Here is a 20,974-nt window from a genome sequence, read left to right as displayed (position 1 = left end):
TTATTACTATATGAAGATTCTAATCTCTGGGGGTACAGGTGCAATTGGTTCCATGTTAACAGAAATGTTTACATCTATGGGGCATGATATTATTATTCTCACGCGTCAAAAAAATTTTAATGCTCACATTCATAATATTGTATATATCAATAATTTAAATGATATAAGCAATGAGACTGAAATTGATTGTATTATCAATCTTAGTGGGGCTCCCATCTCTAAGCGATGGAGTAAAAGTTATAAAAGAGAGCTGCTAAGTAGCCGTATTCCTGTTACTCAAGATCTTATCAATTTATGCCAAAGGCTTACAATGAGGGTGTCAATTTTTATTAGTGCCTCTGCTGTGGGTTACTATGGCATTTGTGATGATACAATGCTTGATGAAGAATCTAAATATCAAAAAGATTGTTTTCAACATACTTTATGCGCCAACTGGGAATCAGTTGCTTTCAAAGCTCAAGATTATGTCGAAAGGTTATGTATATTTCGTATGGGAGCTGTTCTACATAAAGATATTGGTATTTTACAAAAATTACACTTACCATTCAGTACGGGCTTTGCATGTAAAATGGGAAGAGGTAATCAGTATTTCTCTTGGATTCATTATAAAGATCTGATAAATATTTTTGATTTCGTAATAAAAAATGATGTATCTGGAATTATAAATGTTACTGCACCTAATCCAGTGACAAATATTGAATTCACTAAAATTTTAGGAAAATCTTTGAATAGTAAAATAAATTTTACTATTCCAGATGTTGCGATTAATTTATTATTTGGGCAGATGGGAAGGGAAATTCTGCTTTCAGGTAATAGGGTAATTCCTAAAAAGATACAAAAATCTGGCTTTGGATTTAAGTTTCAATATTTAGAAAATGCAATAAATGATATCTATTTAAAATGAAGTATATCAGCATTCATAACGTATCCCTAGTTTTATTCCTCTTTTATTCTTTTTTAAAGATATATTCTCTTCATCAAATTTAGTATGCATATCATATATTTCCATGTTATCTTGCATGGATAAAACTTGATCGTTATACAATGTACATATTAAATATACTGCATCTGTTATTTCAATATTAAGACCTATTTCGGTTCTTAAGAATATATTTTCCAATTCAATTTTTTTTATAGATTCATTTTCTATATTAATCTTATTGTTCTGATATCCTATACCAATAGTGAAAGTTGTATGCAATTTTTTCACACTCTTTGTTTGCATCTCTAATCCACCACCAATACTGTACTGTTTCAAAGTTATCTTTTCAGATTTTTCATTTTCTGAACCACTTTGTTGTATTGCAAAGTTTGGTTCATAGAATGCAAATAGCGAAAAAAGAGAGGGATTAATCTTTGCTAATATGCTTATTGCTATAGAAGAATTAACCAACTCTAATGGAAGAGTGACATCTTTATTTGTTTTATCTTCCAAAAAATGGATTGTTTCTTTCTCTGAAAAATAATAGGGTTGAAGTTGTATTTTTATTTCATGGCTGTTATTGGAATCCTTTGCAGATTCTTTTTTCGGATTATCTGCTAGACTTTCCATATTTTTTTTTATCGCTTTCGTTAAATTGCGATTACCTATCCCACTATAATCTTTTATTATATTTTTTTTATTTGCAGACTCTAAATTGTCAATGTAGTATACGAAAAATATTATCAGTGCCACAATGAATATCTTGAATTCATTTACCATAATTTGTATGAAAACCTAACCCCATACAAATTTTAATTAATAAAACAGTTAATTCAATAATAAATATATAAATAGCTTAATCAATATATAATGATATTAAACCATTATGTAACATTATTTTATTTTCTATTTCTAATTCAATCATAGAAATTAGTATATCTTGTACTTTTTCTTCTTGAGCAATATGTTCAATTACCGTATTTGTGGGTGTTTCTAGGTATGAAATGAGAGACAATATTTTTTGTTTTATTTTCATAATGTTATTTTCTTGCTCTGTTTGATTATAATACGCTTTAGTGCTATCTGATAAATTAAATGAAGTGGTTACATTTTTCTTGTCATAATTATCTATGATATCTTTATAACTTTCAGTGAATATAGCACCATTTCTTAACAAAGCATTATTTCCTGCAAAGCGCGAATCGTTGGGTATTCCTGGTACAACAAACAGATTTCTTTCTTGCGTTATTGCGTATTTTGCAGTGGTTAAAGATCCAGATTTTTTCCCTGCTTCAATTATTATACATCCATTGCTTATACCGGAAATCAATCTATTGCGTCTATGGAAATAGGAGGGTTTAGGGGGAATATTAATAAAAAATTCTGATATTAATAATCCATTCTTTTTTATTAAGTTAAAAATTTCCTCATTTTGCTTGGGATATATGTAATTAAATCCATTTGCTAATACAGCTATAGTGGGATAATTATGTTTTATTACATTGTTTGCTGTAGAATCAATGCCCATTGCTAAACCAGATACGGTAACAAATCCCCTTTGAGCCAAATCTAATGATATTTGCTCTGATAACTTTATGCTGTGTAAACTTGGGTTTCTAGAACCAACTATTGCTATTTTTTTTTCTTTTTTTAATATTGAAAAATCTCCTAATAGAAACAAAATCGGTGGTGGGTTGGCAATTGATTTGAGCAAAGAAGGATAAGTGCTATCATAGAAAGTACATATCTTTCCACCTATTAATTCTACTTGCTCTATCATTTTTTTTACTTGATTTTTGCTTCTAATATTCAATCGAAAAGAAGATGAAATAGATTGTAAAGTATCAATAGCATGGGAAGCGCTACTATATTGAGACAATAATTTTTCAATTGTTTTAAAGCCTATACCATCTGACATTGCAAGTTGGATATAGGAAATTTGTTCTTCGGAGTTATCAAACATAAAATATATAAATTCCTTTCCTAACAAGAAATATTATATATCTTAACAGTAGTATGATTCAACTTAATAATGATATCATGAAATTATTATATAATAATTTCTACATTAGATGCCCAATCACTTTTTGGGAATTTTGTCTTAAGTTTGTTAATGAATTTATTTCTCTCATCTAAGATGTTCAAAGCATTAAAAGCTTCTGCTATCCGATAGAGTATTTCTGGTTCGAAAATATCATTATATTTTTTCTCATCTAGCATATTAAAACATCTTATGAGGGCACTATGATAAAGACCTTTAGCTAAGTAAAATCTTACTATACTCAACTCTTTGTCATAAGATATATTTATCAGTGTGTTTTTATACGCTAACAATTCATTCAGAAAAACCGAATTAGGATAACTGGCTTTTATCATATCAATAATCTCTACCGCTTTGAGCGCAGATTTGACATCTCTTTTGCTATCTTTTAGAGATTTTATATGTAATTTCGCTAACAAATAAAGAGCATAATCGTGGCTTTCATCAGGATAAATTAACATAAAACTTTCCAAAGATTCTATGGCTTCTTTGATTTGGTCAGATTTTAGTTGGAAATATGCACTAATTAAATAAGATTGGGTGGTATATTTAGAAAAAGGATAGCAATTCTGTAATAATTCAAATTCGTTACCAACATCAACAAATTGACTATATTTTGTGGATTGGATAATTGCATTATACATCTCTTCTGAATTGTTATAGCAGATGTGGCGGCTTTTTTCTGGTTTTTGTGAATCCGTAATAAAAAAGCTGTTTTCTGTATTTATATCCATCAAATCTTTGTCTGAAACAGCAAATGCATCAGATAAAACAGAAAAGATAAGCAAAATATGTAAACTCAACGTTGATAATCTGAGAAAATTCATCATTTTCAGTTGTGTTATAGCCTTTATTATGATTAATTATTAGATTATACATGCTGGGTTTATAAATTGTAAATGAAAGTGAATAAAAAAAATAAAGTTCTAGTTGTTGGGGAAGGAGGTAGAGAGCATGCAATTATATCATCAATAAAAGAATCTGATTATTGTGAAGATGTGTATACTACCAATCCTAACTTCTCTTCTTTTGCGAAATTATTAGATTTCAACAGGGATGATAATTCTTTTGTTGATCTATCTTATAAATGTAAACAGGAGCAGATGGATCTAATAATTATTGGTTCTGAAAATCATCTGGCTGCTGGAATGTCTGATGTTTTGCGTTCTGAGGGATTATTAGTTTTTGGTCCAAGTAAAAATGCTACTAAACTTGAAAGTTCAAAATCTTTTACTAAAGAATTATGTAGTATATGTAATATTCCAACTGCTAAATATGGATATTTTACAGATATTGCTAATGCCAAAAAATATGTCGATAAATTAAAATTACCTGTAGTTATTAAGGCAGATGGTTTGGCACATGGAAAAGGAGTATCAATATGTGAGACCTCTGAAGAAGCTTATCAATCTATAGAGGATATCCTAAATGGTAGGTTTGGTGATGAAGGTAAAACCGTAATTGTCGAAGAGTTTTTGCGTGGTAAAGAATTAAGTGTTTTTGTTCTATTTGATGGTAAGGAAGTTATGATACTTGATGCTGTTCAAGATTATAAATCAATTACCGTTGATGGCAAAATTTATAATACGGGAGGTATGGGCTCTTTTTCTCCTGTTAAAATTTTTACTCCAGAGCTTAAGAGCCGTATCATGCGTGAAATTATATATCCCACAATTAATAGTCTTTCGGAAGTTGGTATTAATTACTGTGGCGTATTGTTTGCTGGTATTATGGTTACAAAAAGTGGCCCTAAATTACTAGAGTACAATGTACGTTTTGGTGATCCAGAAACACAAGTGTTATTGAAGCGCTTGGATGTCGATATTTTGCAGCTGTTGCTTTATACGTCCCTTAATAAATTGAATAAAATTGATGTTTCACTGAAGAATAATTATGCAGTTTGTATAGTTATGGCAACCAAGGGTTATCCTTTAAATTATAGCACAGACTATGAAATCAAAGGGTTGGAAGAAGTTAAAAAAATACCAGGTATTGATATTTTTTATGCTGGTGCATATGAAAAAGATGGGAGATGTTTCTCAAAAGGAGGAAGAGCTTTAAATATTGTAAGCGTTGATTCCTCTTTGTTTTTAGCACGTAAAAAAGCTTATAAAGCTGTTAAAATGATCGATTGGCCTGAAGGTTTTTATGTGGAGAAAATAGCAGTACAGTAATATTATTTATTATGAAAAATGTTGTTCGTTTTGCACCATCTCCTACGGGTAATTTTCATATAGGGAGTGTGCGTACTGCTCTCTTTAATTGGCTTTTTGCCAAAAAAACGGAGGGTTCTTTTATCTTGCGCATTGAAGATACCGATAAAAATCGCTCTAAGACATCTTATACTGAAGCAATTCTTGAAAATATACGTTGGTTAGGTTTAGATTATGATGACTTGACCTACCAAACAGATAATAGTGATAGGCATGTGGAAGTGGTAGAAGAACTTCTGTTGCTTGGAAGAGCTTATCGAGAAAATTTTTCTGATGGTAGTAGCGTTGTTCGTATTAAATCTGGTGAAGATGGAAATTCTACTTTTAATGATTTAGTTTATGGTCAGATAACTGTTGATAATAAACAAAATGAAGATACTGTAATACTTAGATCTGATGGAACGCCAACATATATGATAGCAGTTGTTGTGGATGATCATGATTCAGGTGTTACGCATATTATTAGGGGTTCTGATCACATAAATAATACGTTTAAACAAATTGCTATATATGAGGCTCTTGGATGGAAAATCCCAACTTTTTGTCATATTCCGCTAATACATGACCAAGAAGGGCGTAAATTATCTAAGCGTGATAATGATGTTGTTGATCTACAAGATTTTCGTCGTTTAGGTTTCTTTCCAGAGGCCATAATAAGTTATTTGGTACGTCTTGGGTGGTCGTGTAATTCAGATGAAGTATTACAATTACACCAAATTAGGGATCTTTTTACGTTAGAGGGAATTGGAAAATCACCGTCAAAATATGATTTTAATAAATTATGTTCAATTAATGGATATTTTATGCGTAATATTCTTGATCTTGAATATATGTATGAAACTATATTATCCAATGAAGCTTTTTTATCATTAGGTTTAAATGAAAATAAACAAAAGATCTTCAAAGATATTCTACCGTTTTATATTCAGCGTTCTGTCAATATCGTTGATTTAGTGAAAAATATGGCGTTTATAACAGATGGCTTTTTAGATGATTTGGATGCAGATGTTTTATCTCAACTAAAAATTAATATTAATAGAGATATCATGCGTAAATTTTACGAGAATGTTAGGGATAATGAAATTTTCGATTCATCATATTTAAGATTGCTAATAAAGGAGCTTTGTATACAATACAAAAAGAGAGATATCTTAGTTTCTTTAAGAGCTTCTGTTATTTGTAATCTATCTTCTCCTTCTATATTAGATTTATTGGTTGCTCTTGGTAAGAATTTTGTTTTGAAAAGAATTGAATTTTTTTTGAATCTTTAGATATTTTGCATAATAATTTACATTAATTTTTTATATTATCTTTTTTAGAGCATGTTGTGTGTGGGTTGCTAGCAGTTGTTTCAAAGTTTGCTGTTGATATATCTCAGATTTTTAATGCATTGCAGAATTTAGAGTATAGGGGTTATGACTCCTTGGGTATGGCGTTTATTCTGAATGATAAGCTTAAAATATATAAATCTGTTGGTACTATTGAGGATTTTAGAAAAGAGTTTGCTGATACATTATCAGGAGTGAAATTTCATTCTGGAATTGCACATACTAGGTGGGCTACTCATGGTGAAGTCACTAAACAGAATGCTCATCCTCATTATGTTAATGGATTTGCTCTTGTGCATAATGGGATAATTGAAAATCACGAAGAGATCAAAGCATATATCTTGTCGAAAAACCCAAATATTATATTCAATAGTGATACAGATTCAGAAGTAATCGTGCAGCTAATTAACCTGTTCTTTTTAGAGAAGAATAATATAGTTACTGCAATGCAGCAGGCTATTTCTATGATGAAGGGTAATTATTCTTTTTTATTATTAAAAGACACGAAATTAGGGGAAGTGTATGCATTCTGTAATGGAAATGCAATTGTTATGTCAAAATTTTCTGACAAGATTGTTATAGCTTCTGACTCTAATACTGTTGCAACATTTGCAGATAATTATAATTTGGAGCCTATGCAAGTTGCCAATGTTGCTAGAGGAGATATATTATGCATCCATTTTGATGGATATTCTATTATCAGAAAAGATAAAATTATAAAAGATGGATATGCTACATATCAAATTCCATCTGGCTATTATTCTGATGATGCTTTGAATCATGATCTATTTTGTAATGTCGGGGATGTTCTCCTAAAAGAGATATATGAACAGCCTTTTAGAATCAGTAAAACCTTTAGAGACTCTTTAGTTGATGTAGAAAAGATTATTGGATTTATTGAAAATTGTGACCATTTTACTATTGTTGCCTGTGGATCTTCTTATAATGTAGCGCTTGTGATACGTGAATGGTTTGCAAAATATACTAATATTATGGTCTATGCAGAAGTATCATCAGAAGTGAAGCTTAGAAAAAATTATAAAAATCGTGATGGGATATTCTTTTTTATATCACAATCAGGTGAAACAGCAGATACTATATCGGCTATGGAGCATATAAAAGGAAGCAACAATACCTGCATTGCTGTTGTAAATACTGTTTTTAGTTCGTTATCTTTATCAGCTGATTATACGATGCACACTAAAGCTGGAGTGGAAAGAAGCGTTGCAGCTACAAAAACTTTTACTAGCCAATTAGCATTATTTCAATTAATTTTATTTTCTCTATTGGATGAAAAAGACCGCTATATAGCCGATAATCAAATAAAGTTTTTTAGTGATTATCAATATCTTACAGATTTTTTCAATGAAAAAATTTTTTCTTTGCAGAATACGATACAAGATGTTGTTTCTAATATTGAGAATGCAGATAACATATTATTTATCAGCAGAGGAGATGGATATGGCATTGCTTCAGAAGCTGCGTTAAAAGTAAAAGAGATAGCCTATATACATGCAGAAGCTATACCTGCAGGGGAATTAAAACATGGTTCACTGGCTTTAATTGATGAAAAGATGCAAGTAGTTGCATTATTAAGATCTAATGAATATTTTGATAAAACTTACTCTAATATATGTGAAATTGTCTCTCGTGGCGGGAATGTTATTGCAATTACAGATGTTAAGGGTCATGAACGTTTGCGTGATATCGTTAATGATTCAATAATTATTCCAACATTAGATGAATTTTCGGCACCTTTTGCATATGTTGCTATCTTACAACTTATGTCTTATTATCTAGCTAAGGGAAGGAATAAAAATGTCGATAGGCCGCGTAATTTGGCCAAATCTGTTACTGTAGAATAAGCATGAAGAGAGATTATTTTTCTTCGGGTTGTTCTTAATCTCCCTGTTTTTCGATAAATAATGCAATTTTTGATCGAAATTTACATATTTTGATTTAGTTATAACATTAGGGATGAGTGAAGATTTTCTTTGGAGATTAATATTTATTGTTTTTCTGTTTGCCCTACCTTTTTTATTGAGCTTGAGTTTTCACAAGGACATAAATAGTTCTGGAGAGGATAAAATTAGTGAAGATAAAGGTATTTCTTATCTTCCAGCTAGCAAAAAATATTATGTTGCTCCTATCATGAAGGAGTACCGCTTACCAATCACTAAGAAGCACTACTCATATTTTGATCAAGGTAGACTTGGGGAATATCTGGTATTTATGAAATTAGAGCATTTAGAAGAACAAGGTGGTCGATTTCTTTTCAATCTTTACGTTCCAAAAGCAAATGGTAAGGATACAGAAATTGATATGGTTTTTATCCATCCCAAAGGTTTCTTTGTTATTGAGAGCAAAAACTACAGCGGTTGGATATTTGGAAATGAAAAAAACCAGTATTGGACTCAAATTCTACCAAAAGGTTGGAGAAGGGATAGTCATAAGACGCATTTCTATAACCCAATCAAACAAAACGCTTTGCATATCAAATATTTAAAACGTCTATTACCATCAAATTTTCCAATATGGTCAATCATTGTGTTTTCAGATAAATGTACTTTCAAAGATGTGACTGTCTCATCAGATAAGCGATACAAAGTAGTTCAATTAGATAATGTGAGATCTCTGATTTATCAAATTATTAGAGAAACCAAGAAAGACATTTTTTCACTTTCAAATATCAATCAGATGTATGATGAGCTATTTCCCTTTACAGAAGAAATGAAGATACGATGCGTTTAATGTAAAATGAAAATCAGAAATAAAATATTCTTCTTAAATATGAAGAGGCATAGCTCTAATCTGTAAATTGAAAAAAGCTTGATTTAACTTTACTTGTCGATAAATAAAGAATAAAATGAGGTAAAGAGTGATTAGAATATGATCCAATATTTGAATTATCGTTTTAGATTTTTGATTTAAAATCAAATCAACAGATATCATCAAAAAAATAGGTAAAAAAAGGGGGGATTTATGTCGATTGTTTATATACTCACTAATGAGTGTATGCCTAACACAATAAAAATTGGAAGTACTAACAATCTTGAACGGCGTATCAAAGAATTGGATAACACAAGTGTTGCCCTTCCGTTTCAGTGTTATTATGCAGTGAAAGTTTCTGATGCATCTGTTATTGAAAAGAAGATACATCAAGGTTTAGATGAGTGTCGTGTTAGACAGAATAGGGAATTTTTTAATTCTACTCCAGAACAAGCAAAGTCAATTCTTGAGATAGCAGAATTGATGGGGGGTAAAAATGTAACACCAACATATGATATTGTTGCAACTCCTCAAGATCAAGAAGCATTAGATAAAATAAGAAAATCTAGAAGAAGATTCAATTTTGGAATAATTGGTCTTGATGAAGGAACAGTTCTTGAATTTAAGAAAGATAAAATGATCACTTGCACTGTTGCTAATGGTACGCGGGTTAATTTCAGAGATAAATTGATGTCATTATCTCGGTCAGCAGATATTGTCTTAAAAGAGATGGGCTATGACTGGGTGGCAGTTCAAGGTTCGGCTTTTTGGTGTTATAATGGTAAACCTGTTTATAATCTATTATTAGAGACAGAGTATAATGATTAAAGAACGGACAATATGGATGAACCTTTCTTGAGTGAAAAATCAGAGATTTATAGTTAAGCAATATATATTTTTTTTGGTTAATTTAAAATCTTAAAGAGCGTGAATCCTATAGGAAAAATTCCTTTATTGTTGAGTAATTATTGTATTCTTTCGCTTTAATTTATGTGTAGAGAATCGTATTTGTGAAGATCTATCTCTATATATGAATCAGATATTTTAAATCAATGTATAAAGTCTCAATTTATAAATATTAATAATTTAATAAATTAGCAATTTACTTGTTTTTTATAATAAAATTTTAATATATATAATAGGAAGTAAAACTTAAGGGAGAGAATGAAAATATTAATTGATTTTTTTATATTATTAGCTATTGTACTTTTTATTCTTTTGATAAATGGTATTGTAGAAACTATATGGATTTTAGCTCTTATTTTACCTCTTATTAAAGTTGTTATTCCTGTAAGAATTGTTTTATATAAAACACCTGATTTGAGCTATAGTGCCATTTTAGGCTGGTATATTTATGGATTGTGTTTTTTTATAATTGCTTTAATTCATGCACTTATAAAAAAAGAAGATAAAAAAACAACATTGAGAAAAAAAAGAGAGAGATAGCAGCATATAAAATGAAAAAGAGTTGTTTTTGTACTGAAATAATAAAAAAAGAAGCAAGAATATGTAAATACTGTTGTAGATAGAAAATTTAAAGTTTAAATATAGTTTTTTAAATTATAGGTATTTTTTTTTGTATAAAATATAGATAAATTCTATTTATTATTTTATAAATTTGTTATATATTTTAGATTTATAATAATAATTGGTAAAATATAATGGATTATTCGGCTATCGCAGCAATAATTGTTGTATCTATAATAGTGATTGCTATCGTGTTTGCTGTGCCTATCATTCCTATGAAAATTGCTCAATCTAAGGGTAGTAAAAAATCTTTTCTTTGGTATATGTATGGATTGCTCTTTTTTTTAGCTGCAGTGCTGCACGCTTTACTAATGAAAGAAGATAAAGAGTACGTTGAGAAGCAAGAGATAGATGCAGGTAAAATGAAAAGGTGTTGTTTTTGTGCCGAAATAATAAGAAAAGAAGCAAAAGTATGTAGATACTGTGGGCGGGAAGAAGTATAAAATTTCCAAAGAGGTTTTGTTTAGAATATTTATACTCTATCATTGGAGCTATTTATAGATTCTTAATGCACTGCCTTATCGTCTATATGTGTTAGAATACGGATAAGGTAAAGAAGTATGGGGGATGATTTGTTTCTGCAGTGATTGCTATTCAAAGAGAGAATGTGCGAAATATATTGAACGAGCAGGACAAAAAATGTTTACACATGAGATAGTGAAAAAATGTTATTTTATATTGACTGAAATTTGCAATAAGAAAGAATTATCAATGCTGAAAAATTTGCACTGAAAAAAAGTATTTGTTTCATGATACCACAAATCAGATTAGGTGATCATTATTAACAATATAACTTCAGATCTACCTAAGTCTGATTTTTAATGCAATAGAGCTGCCAATAGAGTTAACTATTAGGAGTTTTATCTTCAGGAGATTTAACTTCCTTTTTAAAATTTTTGATGCCCCTGCCTAGTTCTCCCATTACACTGGGTAACCTGCCTGCACCAAAGATTATTAACACTATCAACAGTATCAGTACTATTTGAGAAGCTCCAATAGACATATCAAACCTCTTGATAAACGAAAATAAGATGATTAACCACAATTTTGCCTGTAAATGGCATAGAATAAATTAAAATACCAATACTTGATCCTGATCTATATCAAGGTTTATCATATCATTATCTTTTTTATTCAGAGCATTTTTCAGCTTTACCCAATACAAATTATCACAATATTCAATCATTGCATTATTTGTAAAATAGTTGACATGCTTAATCTTGCACATTCTACCATTATTTTGATTTTCTATAAAGGCATCTGGTCTTATATAAATATATTTATTTTTATTTATGCATTTCAAAAATTTGTCTGCAACTTCTATTTTGCCCCATTCTGACATCACGCAGCCATTTTTTATTCTAACATCTATTTTATTTAATTTTCCGAAAAATGAGGCCACAGTTGAATTAACGGGGCAATGATAGATATTTCTCGGTGTATCATATTGAATAATTTTGCCATTATCCATAAAGCATATAAAATCAGAAAAATCTAATGCTTCCATTGGATCATGAGTAACAATTATTGTTGTTGTTTTTCTGTTTCTTATTATTTTTATTGTCTTTGCAAGAATCTCTTGTTTTTTTATTGCATCAATATTTGAGAAAGGTTCATCCATCATTAATAAAGATGGAGAATTCACCATTGCTCTAGCTAAAGTTATGAGTTGTTGTTGTCCACCAGATAATTTACTTGGATAATAACAGCTATATTGTTGCATTCCTACAAGATTTAGTGCTTCAATGGATTGCATTAAGATCATTTCTTTGGGTTGATTACGTATGGCAAAAGATATGTTTTCTAATACATTTTTATGTGGAAATAAGGATGGTGTCTGAAAAACTATACCTATATTTCTTTTTGAAGTTGCAAGATCTACTGAATTAGTATCGCTTACTACGTTTCCTTCTATTGCAATAGAACCATTTTTTGGTTTATGAAAGCCTGCTATAAGACGCAATAAAGTTGATTTACCACAGCCAGAATGCCCTATTATTGATACTATTGCTCCTTTAGGAATATTAAGATTGATATCTTGTATTTTAAAGAAATCTCTATGTGAATAATGAAAGCCTATATCAGATAATTCCAATCCACTATGCAGATTTGTCATAGTTGTTCTATTCATATTCAAATAATTTTCGGGTATGTGATTTAATTATAGCATATGTTTGATATTGTAAACTCATAGAAATACACTAAAAACAAAAATCCTTTTTTTATTTATTGATAATAACGAAGAATAATTAATGCTTTTTTAATAACTTATTCGCTTATTGATGATAATGAAAAGAAATTAATTTTTTTTGAAAAATTTATTGATGATTTCTATTGTTAATTTCATTATACCTTAATTCTATTTTTATTGAATTATTATCACAATATATACAATTATAAATTGTTTTGCAAAACGCTGTATTTTTAAGTTAATATAATTTCTAATAGTTCTGTTATTTTGCTTGGTAGAATAAAAATGGATGATTTGCCCATATCTAAAAAAGAAGCACTAGATTTCCATAAAAGAGATAATAAAAGTGGAAAATTGGCAATCGAATTGACAAAGCCTCTAGTGACTCAAAGAGATCTTGCATTAGCTTATTCTCCTGGCGTTGCATATCCTTGTTTGGAAATTAAAGAAAATCCAGATAAATCATATGATTATACATCTAAAGGAAATATGGTTGCTGTGATAAGTAATGGAACAGCTGTTTTGGGCTTAGGAAATCTTGGAGCTATGGCTTCTAAGCCTGTGATGGAGGGTAAATCAGCATTATTGAAAAGATTTGCCGATATCGATTCGATTGATATAGAGGTGGATGAAGAAGACCCTAAAAAATTAATTGAAACTATAGAGCGTATAGCTTGTACTTTTGGTGGTATTAATCTGGAAGATATTTCTTCTCCTAGCTGCTTTGAAGTAGAACAGACTCTGGCAAAGAAATTATCGGTTCCTATTTTTCATGATGACCAACATGGAACAGCAATTATCACTTCAGCAGCACTTCTGAATTATTGTGATATTGTTGGTAAAAAAATAGAAGATCTCAAAATTGTTTTTAACGGCTGTGGAGCAGCTGGGGTTTCTTGCATTAACCTTTCTATGATGATAGGTGCTAAAAAGGAAAATATTTTAGTTTGTGATCAATCTGGAGTAATACATAATAAGCGTGAAAATTTATCTGATATTAAGAAAAAATATTCGGTTGATACTGATAGAAGAACTTTAACTGATGCTTTAAAAGGGGCGGATGTTTTTATAGGATTATCTGTAAAGGATGCTTTGAAACCAGAAATGATATTAGATATGCTAGAAAATCCGGCTATATTTGCCATGGCTAATCCAGATCCAGAGATATCACCTGAAGTTGTATATAAAGTACGTCCTGATGCTATAGTTGCTACTGGTCGTTCTGATTATGTAAATCAAGTTAATAATGTTATGTGTTTCCCTTATATTTTTAGAGGGGCATTGGATGTTAGATCCACCAAAATCAATGATGAAATGAAATTGGCAGCAGTTAGTGCGATTGCTGAACTTGCTCGTCAACCAGTACCAGAGGAAGTATATAGTGCTTATTCTGGTAGAAAAATAGAATACGGGAAAAATTATATTATTCCAACCCCTTTTGATCCTAGATTGGTGATAGAAGTTTCTGCTGCAGTTGCAAAAGCTGCGGTTAAATCTGGAGTTTCTTTGAAATATAATTCTGATAATTGGAATGAACAGGAATATAAACATAAACTGAGATCTAAATTTTCTTCTGCACCTAATATCATTAATATGTTAAGTGATAAATTGAAGAGTAATAAAAGGCGTATAATTTTTGCTGAAGGTGAAGAAAAAAAGGTAATAAGGACAGCTCTGCAATGGGTGGGTAATGGTTATGGTGTACCTATATTGGTTGGCCGTGAAGAAAGAGTACATCAAAATATGGAAGAATTAGGAGTATATCATTTTTTAAAAGATAAAGTGATTATCGCTAATTCTGCTAAATCAGATAAAATAGAAGAATATACAAATTTTGTTTATAGTAAAGTACAACGAAAAGGTTATTTATATCGTAATTGCCTTCATGATGTAAAAACAGACCGTAATATTTTTGCTACTTGCATGCTTTCATGTGGAGATGGGGATGCTTTAGTTACCGGTCTTACTAGGTCTTATTATAAATCAGTTAATGAAGTAGCTATGGTTTTAGGAGAAGACTATAATAAAACTTTTGCAACTTCTATTGTTTTTTCTGGAAGTAAAAGTATTTTAATTGCTGATACGGCTATTGATCATCATCCTGATCCTGAAAAATTAGCTTATATGACTGTTCAAGTTGCAAAGCGTTCTAAGTTTTTTGGAAGTAAGCCCCGAGTGGCTTTTATCTCAGATTCAAATTTTGGTAGTGGTTGTAAAGATAATTATAATGTATCTGAAGCGTTAAAAATTCTTGATGCTTCTAATGTAGATTTTGAATATGATGGTGAAATGAGCGTTGATGTTGCTTTAAATTATGAAAAACTCTCAATGTACCCGTTTTGTAAATTGACTGATACTGCAAATATATTAATAATGCCAGGATCCGAAAGTGCGAGTGCACTATGTGCTTTTGTTAAGGAATTTTCTAAAGGTACAGTAATTGGTCCTATGATTATGGGCTTGGAGAATAATGCAATTCAAGTGATTTCTATGAAATCTTCTGTATCAGAGATACTTAATGCTTCAATTATTGCAGCAACTGATCAAGATATAAAATAGAAGAGGTATAAATAGAATGAATAGATTAAAAAGATTTGTATTATTGATTTTTGTTTTTTTTGCTGCATCTTTTTTATTATATTGTTTGTTTTTTCCTGATAATATAAAACAACCACAAGATGTTATTCATGAGCTAGAAATATAATAAATATGGCTATCTCTAATTCTAGATACTTAGAGATGTTTTTGGAAATGTTGATTGTTGAAAAAAATGTAGTCTCTAACACGGTTGAAAGTTATAGATCTGACATGACGCATTTTTTTTGTTGTATCGCTAAAGATGTTCTTTCTGTTGATTTTCATGATGTTACTAACTATCTCTTACAAAGAAAGAAAGATGGTATCTCTAATAAAACTGTTATACGTAATGTTTCTGTCCTCAAAGGATTCTTTAGATTTTTACAAAAAGAAAAATTAATTGATAGCGATCCTACTAGAAAATTATCATTACCTAAAAAAGAAGCTACTTTACCAAGGGTTTTAACAGAAGATGAAATTAATATGTTGCTGGAAAATGCAGAAAAAGATATTTCTGTTTCAGGCCTTAGAATGGTCGTTATGATTGAGATTATGTATTCTAGTGGACTTAGAGTATCTGAGTTATTAGCAATAAAAATATCTGATGTCAATAATTTACGCAATGGTAATTTTTTTTATGTCAAAGGTAAGGGTTCTAAAGAAAGAGTAGTTCCTTTAACAGAAAAAGCTTTAGATGCATTATATGCTTATATCAAGGTTCGAAATAGTGATTCTATTTGGTTATTTCCCAAAGATTCCAGGGGGGTAAAAAGCAAAAAAAAAGTAAACACAGAAGATAAACACATGACTAGGCAAGGTTTTGCTATTGCTTTAAAATCTCTTGGAATAAAATCTGGCATTCCTTCTTATCTTATTTCTCCTCACGTGTTAAGGCATTCGTTTGCAACACACATGATCGATCGTGATGTTAATATAAAAATTGTACAAGAGATATTGGGTCATAGTAGCATAAAAACTACACAGATATATACTCACGTTTCCAACGCTAATATGGAAGAAATAATAAAACAAAAGCACCCTATGGTGAAAAGTAAAAAAATTTGATTAAATAGAATCTTATTTATTTTTATATTTTGTTATATATAGTTTATTGTGATATCATTCCAAGGTTTTATGGGTTCTGTGTTGAGGTCAAGATGTACGTTGCTGGCTTTTACAAATTCGCTTTATTAGATAATTATGTTGATATGAAATCCCTTATTTATGATGAGGCGATAAAGTTAGAAATAAAAGGGACTTTTTTAGTTGGAGAGGAAGGAATTAACGCATCTATTTGGCAAGATAAAGATAATATAGAAAAATTTGTCAATTTTTTGTCTACAGATGATAGATTAAAGGGAATACAACCTTTTTACGCTCAATCTCTAATTTGTCCTTTTAAGAAGATGAGGGTTAGACTTAAAAATGAGATTGTCAGAATAGGAATTGATGAATTAGATGTTCAGTATGTTGGTAAATATTTAAATTCGCAGGAATGGGTTGACCTTATCAAAGATCCGGAAGTTTTTTTAATTGATACGAGAAATCATTATGAAACTTGCTACGGAAAATTCAAGAATGCTATTGTTCCAGATATAGAAAATTTTAGAGATTTTCCACAATGGGTCGAGAATTGGGTTCAATCCAATAATATTACTAAAAAAGATAAAATAGCGATGTACTGTACTGGCGGAATAAGATGTGAAAAAACTACTGCATTTTTTAAATCCATGGGATATGAAAATATATTTCATTTGAAGGGTGGTATTTTGAAATATTTTGCTGATACATCCGATTTAGATGACCTTTGGATAGGAGATTGCTTTGTTTTTGATGATAGAGTATTGATTGATAAAAAACTCAATCCTGTACAATTATATTGTAAAAAATGTAGTAATTGTATGAATACAGAAGATATGATAGATCTTACAAAAGGAAATTTAATTTGTCTAAAATGCAGGTAATTGCCGTATGAATAGTCTATGTCATTTAACTATTACTGAAATGGCAACGGGATTGAGAAAGAAATCTTTTAGTTCAGTTGATCTGGTTAATGCTCATTTAAAGATGATAAAAAAATTTAACTCTGATCTTAATGCTTATGTAACTATTACAGAAGATTATGCTATTGAACAAGCAAAAAAAGCTGATGAAATGTTTTCTTCTAATAGTTCTAAAATTACTAATATTACTGGAATTCCAATTGGAATCAAAGATTTGTTTTGCACTAAAGGTGTTAGAACCACTGCTTGTTCTCAAATGTTGGAAGATTTTGTACCTCAATATGAATCTACCGTTACCAAAAGAATTTTTGAAGCTGGTGCTGTGATGCTGGGTAAGACAAATATGGATGAATTTGCTATGGGCTCAGGTAATTTATATAGTTACTTTGGTAAATGTATTAACCCTTGGAATACCAAAGATGATTCCTCAATGAAGCTTGTTCCAGGTGGATCGTCAGGTGGCTCTGCTTCTGCTACAGCATCTTTTATGTGTGCAGCAGCTACTGGTAGTGATACAGGAGGCTCTATACGTCAACCGGCTTCCTTTTGTGGAGTATTAGGCTTAAAGCCAACTTATGGTAGATTTTCTCGTTGGGGAATGATTTCTTTTGCTAGTTCATTGGATCAAGCAGGCATTTTTGCTAGAGATGTGAAAGGTTTGGTCGATTTTTTTCAGGTTATTGCTGGATATGATGAAAAAGATCCTACTACTTCACGAAAGACTGTGCCTTGCATGAATGATTTGCAAAATCATATTTCTGGATTAAAAATTGGCGTGCCTTTTGAATATTTTAATTATGATGGTTTATCAGACGAAGTTGCAAATGCATGGAAAAAATCAATTGAACATGTCAAAAAATTAGGTGCTAATATTGTAGATGTTAATATGACTTCTATGTTGGACTATGCTTTGCCAGCTTATTATTTGATCTCTTCATCTGAAGCGTCGTCTAATTTAGCCCGATATGATGGAATCAGATATGGAAAAGAATTTAAAGTGGGTAACTTAACTGATCTATATACTAAAGTTCGTAGTGAATATTTTGGCGAAGAAGTAAAGAGAAGATTGATGATTGGAACTTATGTTCTATCTTACTGTGATAAAAAAGGAGAAGAATTATATGGTGAATCACAAAATAATGTGAGTTTCTATAGCAAAGCATGTTTTTTAAGAGAAAAAATTGTACAAGACTTCCATTCTATTTTTAAAGAAGTCGATGTTCTTTTATTACCTTCTAGCCCCGGAGAAGCTTTTGGAATTGAACAAGATATCCCAAATGATCTAATGTATTTAAACGATAGTTTTACTGTTCCTATTAGTCTTGCTGGTTTACCTTCTGTTTCATTTCCATATGCATTATCAAACAAAGGTTTGCCATTGGGATTGCAATTTGTTACTAAACATTTTGCAGAACAAACTTTATTTGATTGTATTTTTACAATTGAACAGGATATGGAGGGAAAATTAATTGATTTGATGAAGAAAAAATATACTGAAGTTTAATTTGTATTTTATTTTATACTTTTATAAGTGAATGATTTTAGCCTTATAAGTGATCCACAAGATTTAAAGACTTTGTCGAAAGATAATCTTGTAGATTATAATGACTACGTTAGACGTTTTTTAATTGATACTATAACAAGAGTTGGAGGGCACTTGGGAAGTGGCCTGGGAGTTGTTGAACTGACAATTGCTTTGCATTATGTTTTTAATGCTCCTATCGATAAAATCATCTGGGATACAGGTCATCAAACATATCCTCATAAATGCCTTACTGGAAGAATGAAGCTTTTGGAAACTATCAGGAGTTATAGCGGGATATCTGGGTTTACAAAGATTAGTGAAAGTATTTATGATGTCTTTGGTGCTGGTCATAGTTCTACTGCTTTGTCGGCTGCAATTGGGATAATGCAGTCAAAAAAAATCTTGAAAAAGAATTATGATGTAATTGCTGTTATAGGAGACGGCGCACTTAGTGCGGGTTTATCTTTTGAGAGTTTTAACAATCTTCATTTTGTGAAAGAAAAAATGATTATTGTTATAAATGATAATAAGATGTCTATAGCTGAAAGCATAGGATCTTTTAATGAGCATTTAGCTTTTTTAAGAGAGACAAATGAAAATTGCTTTGATAATTTAAATTGTCTAGATGAAAAAGAAAAACATGATTATTTTTTTGATATTTTAAATAAAAGTGCTCAATCTGATAAGAAAAATATTTTTGAAATTTATGGTGCGCTCTATATAGGAATATTTGATGGTCATGATCTTTTGATTCTAACGGAGCTATTTTTGTTTTTAAAGAATCAACAAGCTTTTAATTGTCCCATAGTTGTGCATGTTGTTACTGAAAAAGGTAAGGGGTTAGATGATCCTGCTAACAACAAAGAGTGTTATCATGCAGTTGCTCCATCTAAAAAAGAATTATCAAGTAATAATTTAAAAAATAGCTATTCTAATATTTTTGTTAATCAATTAAATAAAATTGCTGCAATTGATGAAACAGTAGTTGCTATTACTGCTGCTATGCCTTCTGGGACCGGTCTTAGCAAATTTATGTTTACAGATAGATTATTTGATGTTGGTATAGCAGAACAACATGCTGTTACATTTTCTGCATCAATGGCTTTATATGGTTTAAAACCTTTTTGTTGTATTTACTCCACCTTTATGCAACGTGCTTATGATCAAATAATACATGATGTTGCAATACAGTCTTCGCCTGTAAGATTTATTATTGATCGGGCAGGTTTAGTAGGAGGAGATGGAGAAACGCACAATGGTTGTTATGATATAATGTATTTTATCAATCTTCCAAATTTTATTGTTATGTGCCCAAGCAGCGCTTATGAATTGCGTTGTATGATAAAGACTGCTCATGTAATAGATAATGCTCCTTCAGTTGTTCGTTTTCCTAAAAATTCGGTAATAGATGATATAAGAGACTGTGATATCATTCCTTTTGAGATAGGTAAAGCTCAGGTAGTGCGAAAAATTGGGAATGATCTGCTTATTTTGTCGATTGGAGATAAATTATCCATTATAGAAAATATCTGTGATATTCTGTTTGATAGATATAAAATTTCTGTATCAATTATAAATGTTCGTTTTGCTAAGCCTATAGATGCGGACTTGATATTGAAATTTATTAAGAGAATTGATAAAATAGCGATAGTAGAAGAGGGTGTGTACGCTGGGTTTACTTCTCATATCTATAAATTGATATTAGAAAATAATCTGGCAGGTAAAGATATACACTCGATGTGTTTTCCAGACAGATTTATTTCCCATGGTTCTATTAATGATGCTTATAGAAGCATTGGCATGGATGAGGAAGGTATTTTGTTGAAGTTGCTAGAAATAGTCAGAGCTAAATAAAAATAATTTGCTGGGTTTTTGATT

Annotated in this window: 18 protein-coding genes; 13 read left to right on the top strand and 5 right to left on the bottom strand. The window is 30.4% G+C overall.

Going from position 1 to position 20,974, the window contains the following annotated elements; genetic code table 11:
- Positions 1-10 precede the first annotated feature (10 nt).
- On the top strand, positions 11-904 hold the full coding sequence (locus tag GUI12_03645) for a TIGR01777 family protein (protein ID UAT43228.1): 894 nt from the start codon (positions 11-13) through the stop codon (positions 902-904).
- Between the two features lie 6 nt (positions 905-910).
- On the opposite strand, the gene GUI12_03640 is transcribed toward GUI12_03645, so the two are convergent.
- The 3 genes from GUI12_03640 to bamD all read right to left on the bottom strand — a co-directional run bounded on the left by GUI12_03640 (position 911) and on the right by bamD (position 3,793).
- Positions 911-1,702 carry a hypothetical protein gene (locus GUI12_03640; GenBank protein ID UAT43227.1) on the bottom strand — a complete coding sequence of 264 codons (792 nt, stop codon included), beginning with the start codon at positions 1,700-1,702 and terminating at the stop codon, positions 911-913.
- Between the two features lie 76 nt (positions 1,703-1,778).
- The gene (gene dprA, locus GUI12_03635) at positions 1,779-2,885 is read right to left on the bottom strand and encodes a DNA-protecting protein DprA (protein ID UAT43226.1); all 1,107 of its coding nucleotides are present in this window, start codon (positions 2,883-2,885) and stop codon (positions 1,779-1,781) included.
- A gap of 86 nt (positions 2,886-2,971) precedes the next feature.
- Positions 2,972-3,793, bottom strand: coding sequence for an outer membrane protein assembly factor BamD (gene bamD / locus GUI12_03630; protein ID UAT43225.1), 822 nt, complete (start codon positions 3,791-3,793; stop codon positions 2,972-2,974).
- Positions 3,794-3,862: 69 nt separating this feature from the next.
- Here bamD and purD point away from each other — a divergent pair, with 69 nt between their 5' ends.
- The 7 genes from purD (at position 3,863) to GUI12_03595 (ending at position 11,243) form a co-directional block, all read left to right on the top strand.
- A complete protein-coding gene (purD, locus tag GUI12_03625) occupies positions 3,863-5,137 on the top strand; it encodes a phosphoribosylamine--glycine ligase (protein ID UAT43224.1) in 1,275 nt (424 codons plus the stop codon).
- A gap of 11 nt (positions 5,138-5,148) precedes the next feature.
- Complete coding sequence (locus tag GUI12_03620; protein ID UAT43223.1) at positions 5,149-6,447, top strand: glutamate--tRNA ligase; 1,299 nt, start codon at positions 5,149-5,151, stop codon at positions 6,445-6,447.
- 56 nt (positions 6,448-6,503) lie between these two features.
- Positions 6,504-8,369 (top strand): glutamine--fructose-6-phosphate transaminase (isomerizing), encoded by a 1,866-nt coding sequence (gene glmS, locus GUI12_03615; protein UAT43222.1) that lies wholly within the window; start codon positions 6,504-6,506, stop codon positions 8,367-8,369.
- 112 nt (positions 8,370-8,481) lie between these two features.
- Positions 8,482-9,255 (top strand): NERD domain-containing protein, encoded by a 774-nt coding sequence (locus GUI12_03610; protein UAT43221.1) that lies wholly within the window; start codon positions 8,482-8,484, stop codon positions 9,253-9,255.
- Positions 9,256-9,486: 231 nt separating this feature from the next.
- Positions 9,487-10,101 carry a GIY-YIG nuclease family protein gene (locus GUI12_03605; GenBank protein ID UAT43220.1) on the top strand — a complete coding sequence of 205 codons (615 nt, stop codon included), beginning with the start codon at positions 9,487-9,489 and terminating at the stop codon, positions 10,099-10,101.
- A gap of 336 nt (positions 10,102-10,437) precedes the next feature.
- The gene (locus GUI12_03600; GenBank protein UAT43219.1) at positions 10,438-10,719 is read left to right on the top strand and encodes a hypothetical protein; all 282 of its coding nucleotides are present in this window, start codon (positions 10,438-10,440) and stop codon (positions 10,717-10,719) included.
- A gap of 215 nt (positions 10,720-10,934) precedes the next feature.
- On the top strand, positions 10,935-11,243 hold the full coding sequence (locus tag GUI12_03595) for a zinc ribbon domain-containing protein (protein ID UAT43218.1): 309 nt from the start codon (positions 10,935-10,937) through the stop codon (positions 11,241-11,243).
- A 401-nt stretch (positions 11,244-11,644) separates the two neighbouring features.
- Here GUI12_03595 and tatA read toward each other — a convergent pair whose 3' ends face one another.
- Both tatA and GUI12_03585 read right to left on the bottom strand, forming a co-directional pair.
- On the bottom strand, positions 11,645-11,803 hold the full coding sequence (tatA, locus tag GUI12_03590) for a twin-arginine translocase TatA/TatE family subunit (protein UAT43217.1): 159 nt from the start codon (positions 11,801-11,803) through the stop codon (positions 11,645-11,647).
- Positions 11,804-11,872: 69 nt separating this feature from the next.
- Complete coding sequence (locus GUI12_03585; protein ID UAT43216.1) at positions 11,873-12,931, bottom strand: ABC transporter ATP-binding protein; 1,059 nt, start codon at positions 12,929-12,931, stop codon at positions 11,873-11,875.
- Positions 12,932-13,276: 345 nt separating this feature from the next.
- Here GUI12_03585 and GUI12_03580 point away from each other — a divergent pair, with 345 nt between their 5' ends.
- The 5 genes from GUI12_03580 to dxs all read left to right on the top strand — a co-directional run bounded on the left by GUI12_03580 (position 13,277) and on the right by dxs (position 20,950).
- Positions 13,277-15,550 (top strand): NADP-dependent malic enzyme, encoded by a 2,274-nt coding sequence (locus GUI12_03580; GenBank protein ID UAT43215.1) that lies wholly within the window; start codon positions 13,277-13,279, stop codon positions 15,548-15,550.
- A 150-nt stretch (positions 15,551-15,700) separates the two neighbouring features.
- Entirely contained in the window at positions 15,701-16,633 is a 933-nt protein-coding gene (locus GUI12_03575; protein UAT43214.1) for a tyrosine recombinase, read from the top strand.
- A 92-nt stretch (positions 16,634-16,725) separates the two neighbouring features.
- Positions 16,726-17,532, top strand: coding sequence for a hypothetical protein (locus GUI12_03570; GenBank protein ID UAT43213.1), 807 nt, complete (start codon positions 16,726-16,728; stop codon positions 17,530-17,532).
- A gap of 7 nt (positions 17,533-17,539) precedes the next feature.
- Positions 17,540-19,075, top strand: coding sequence for an Asp-tRNA(Asn)/Glu-tRNA(Gln) amidotransferase subunit GatA (gatA, locus tag GUI12_03565; protein ID UAT43212.1), 1,536 nt, complete (start codon positions 17,540-17,542; stop codon positions 19,073-19,075).
- A gap of 27 nt (positions 19,076-19,102) precedes the next feature.
- A complete protein-coding gene (gene dxs, locus GUI12_03560) occupies positions 19,103-20,950 on the top strand; it encodes a 1-deoxy-D-xylulose-5-phosphate synthase (protein ID UAT43211.1) in 1,848 nt (615 codons plus the stop codon).
- The last annotated feature ends 24 nt before the right edge of the window (positions 20,951-20,974 follow it).

The sequence above is a fragment of the Anaplasmataceae bacterium AB001_6 genome, assembly GCA_020002265.1.
Classification (GTDB): domain Bacteria; phylum Pseudomonadota; class Alphaproteobacteria; order Rickettsiales; family Anaplasmataceae; genus AB001-6.
The sequence above is the reverse complement of the archived record's forward strand: the minus strand, read 5'-3'. Positions and strand labels throughout refer to the sequence as shown.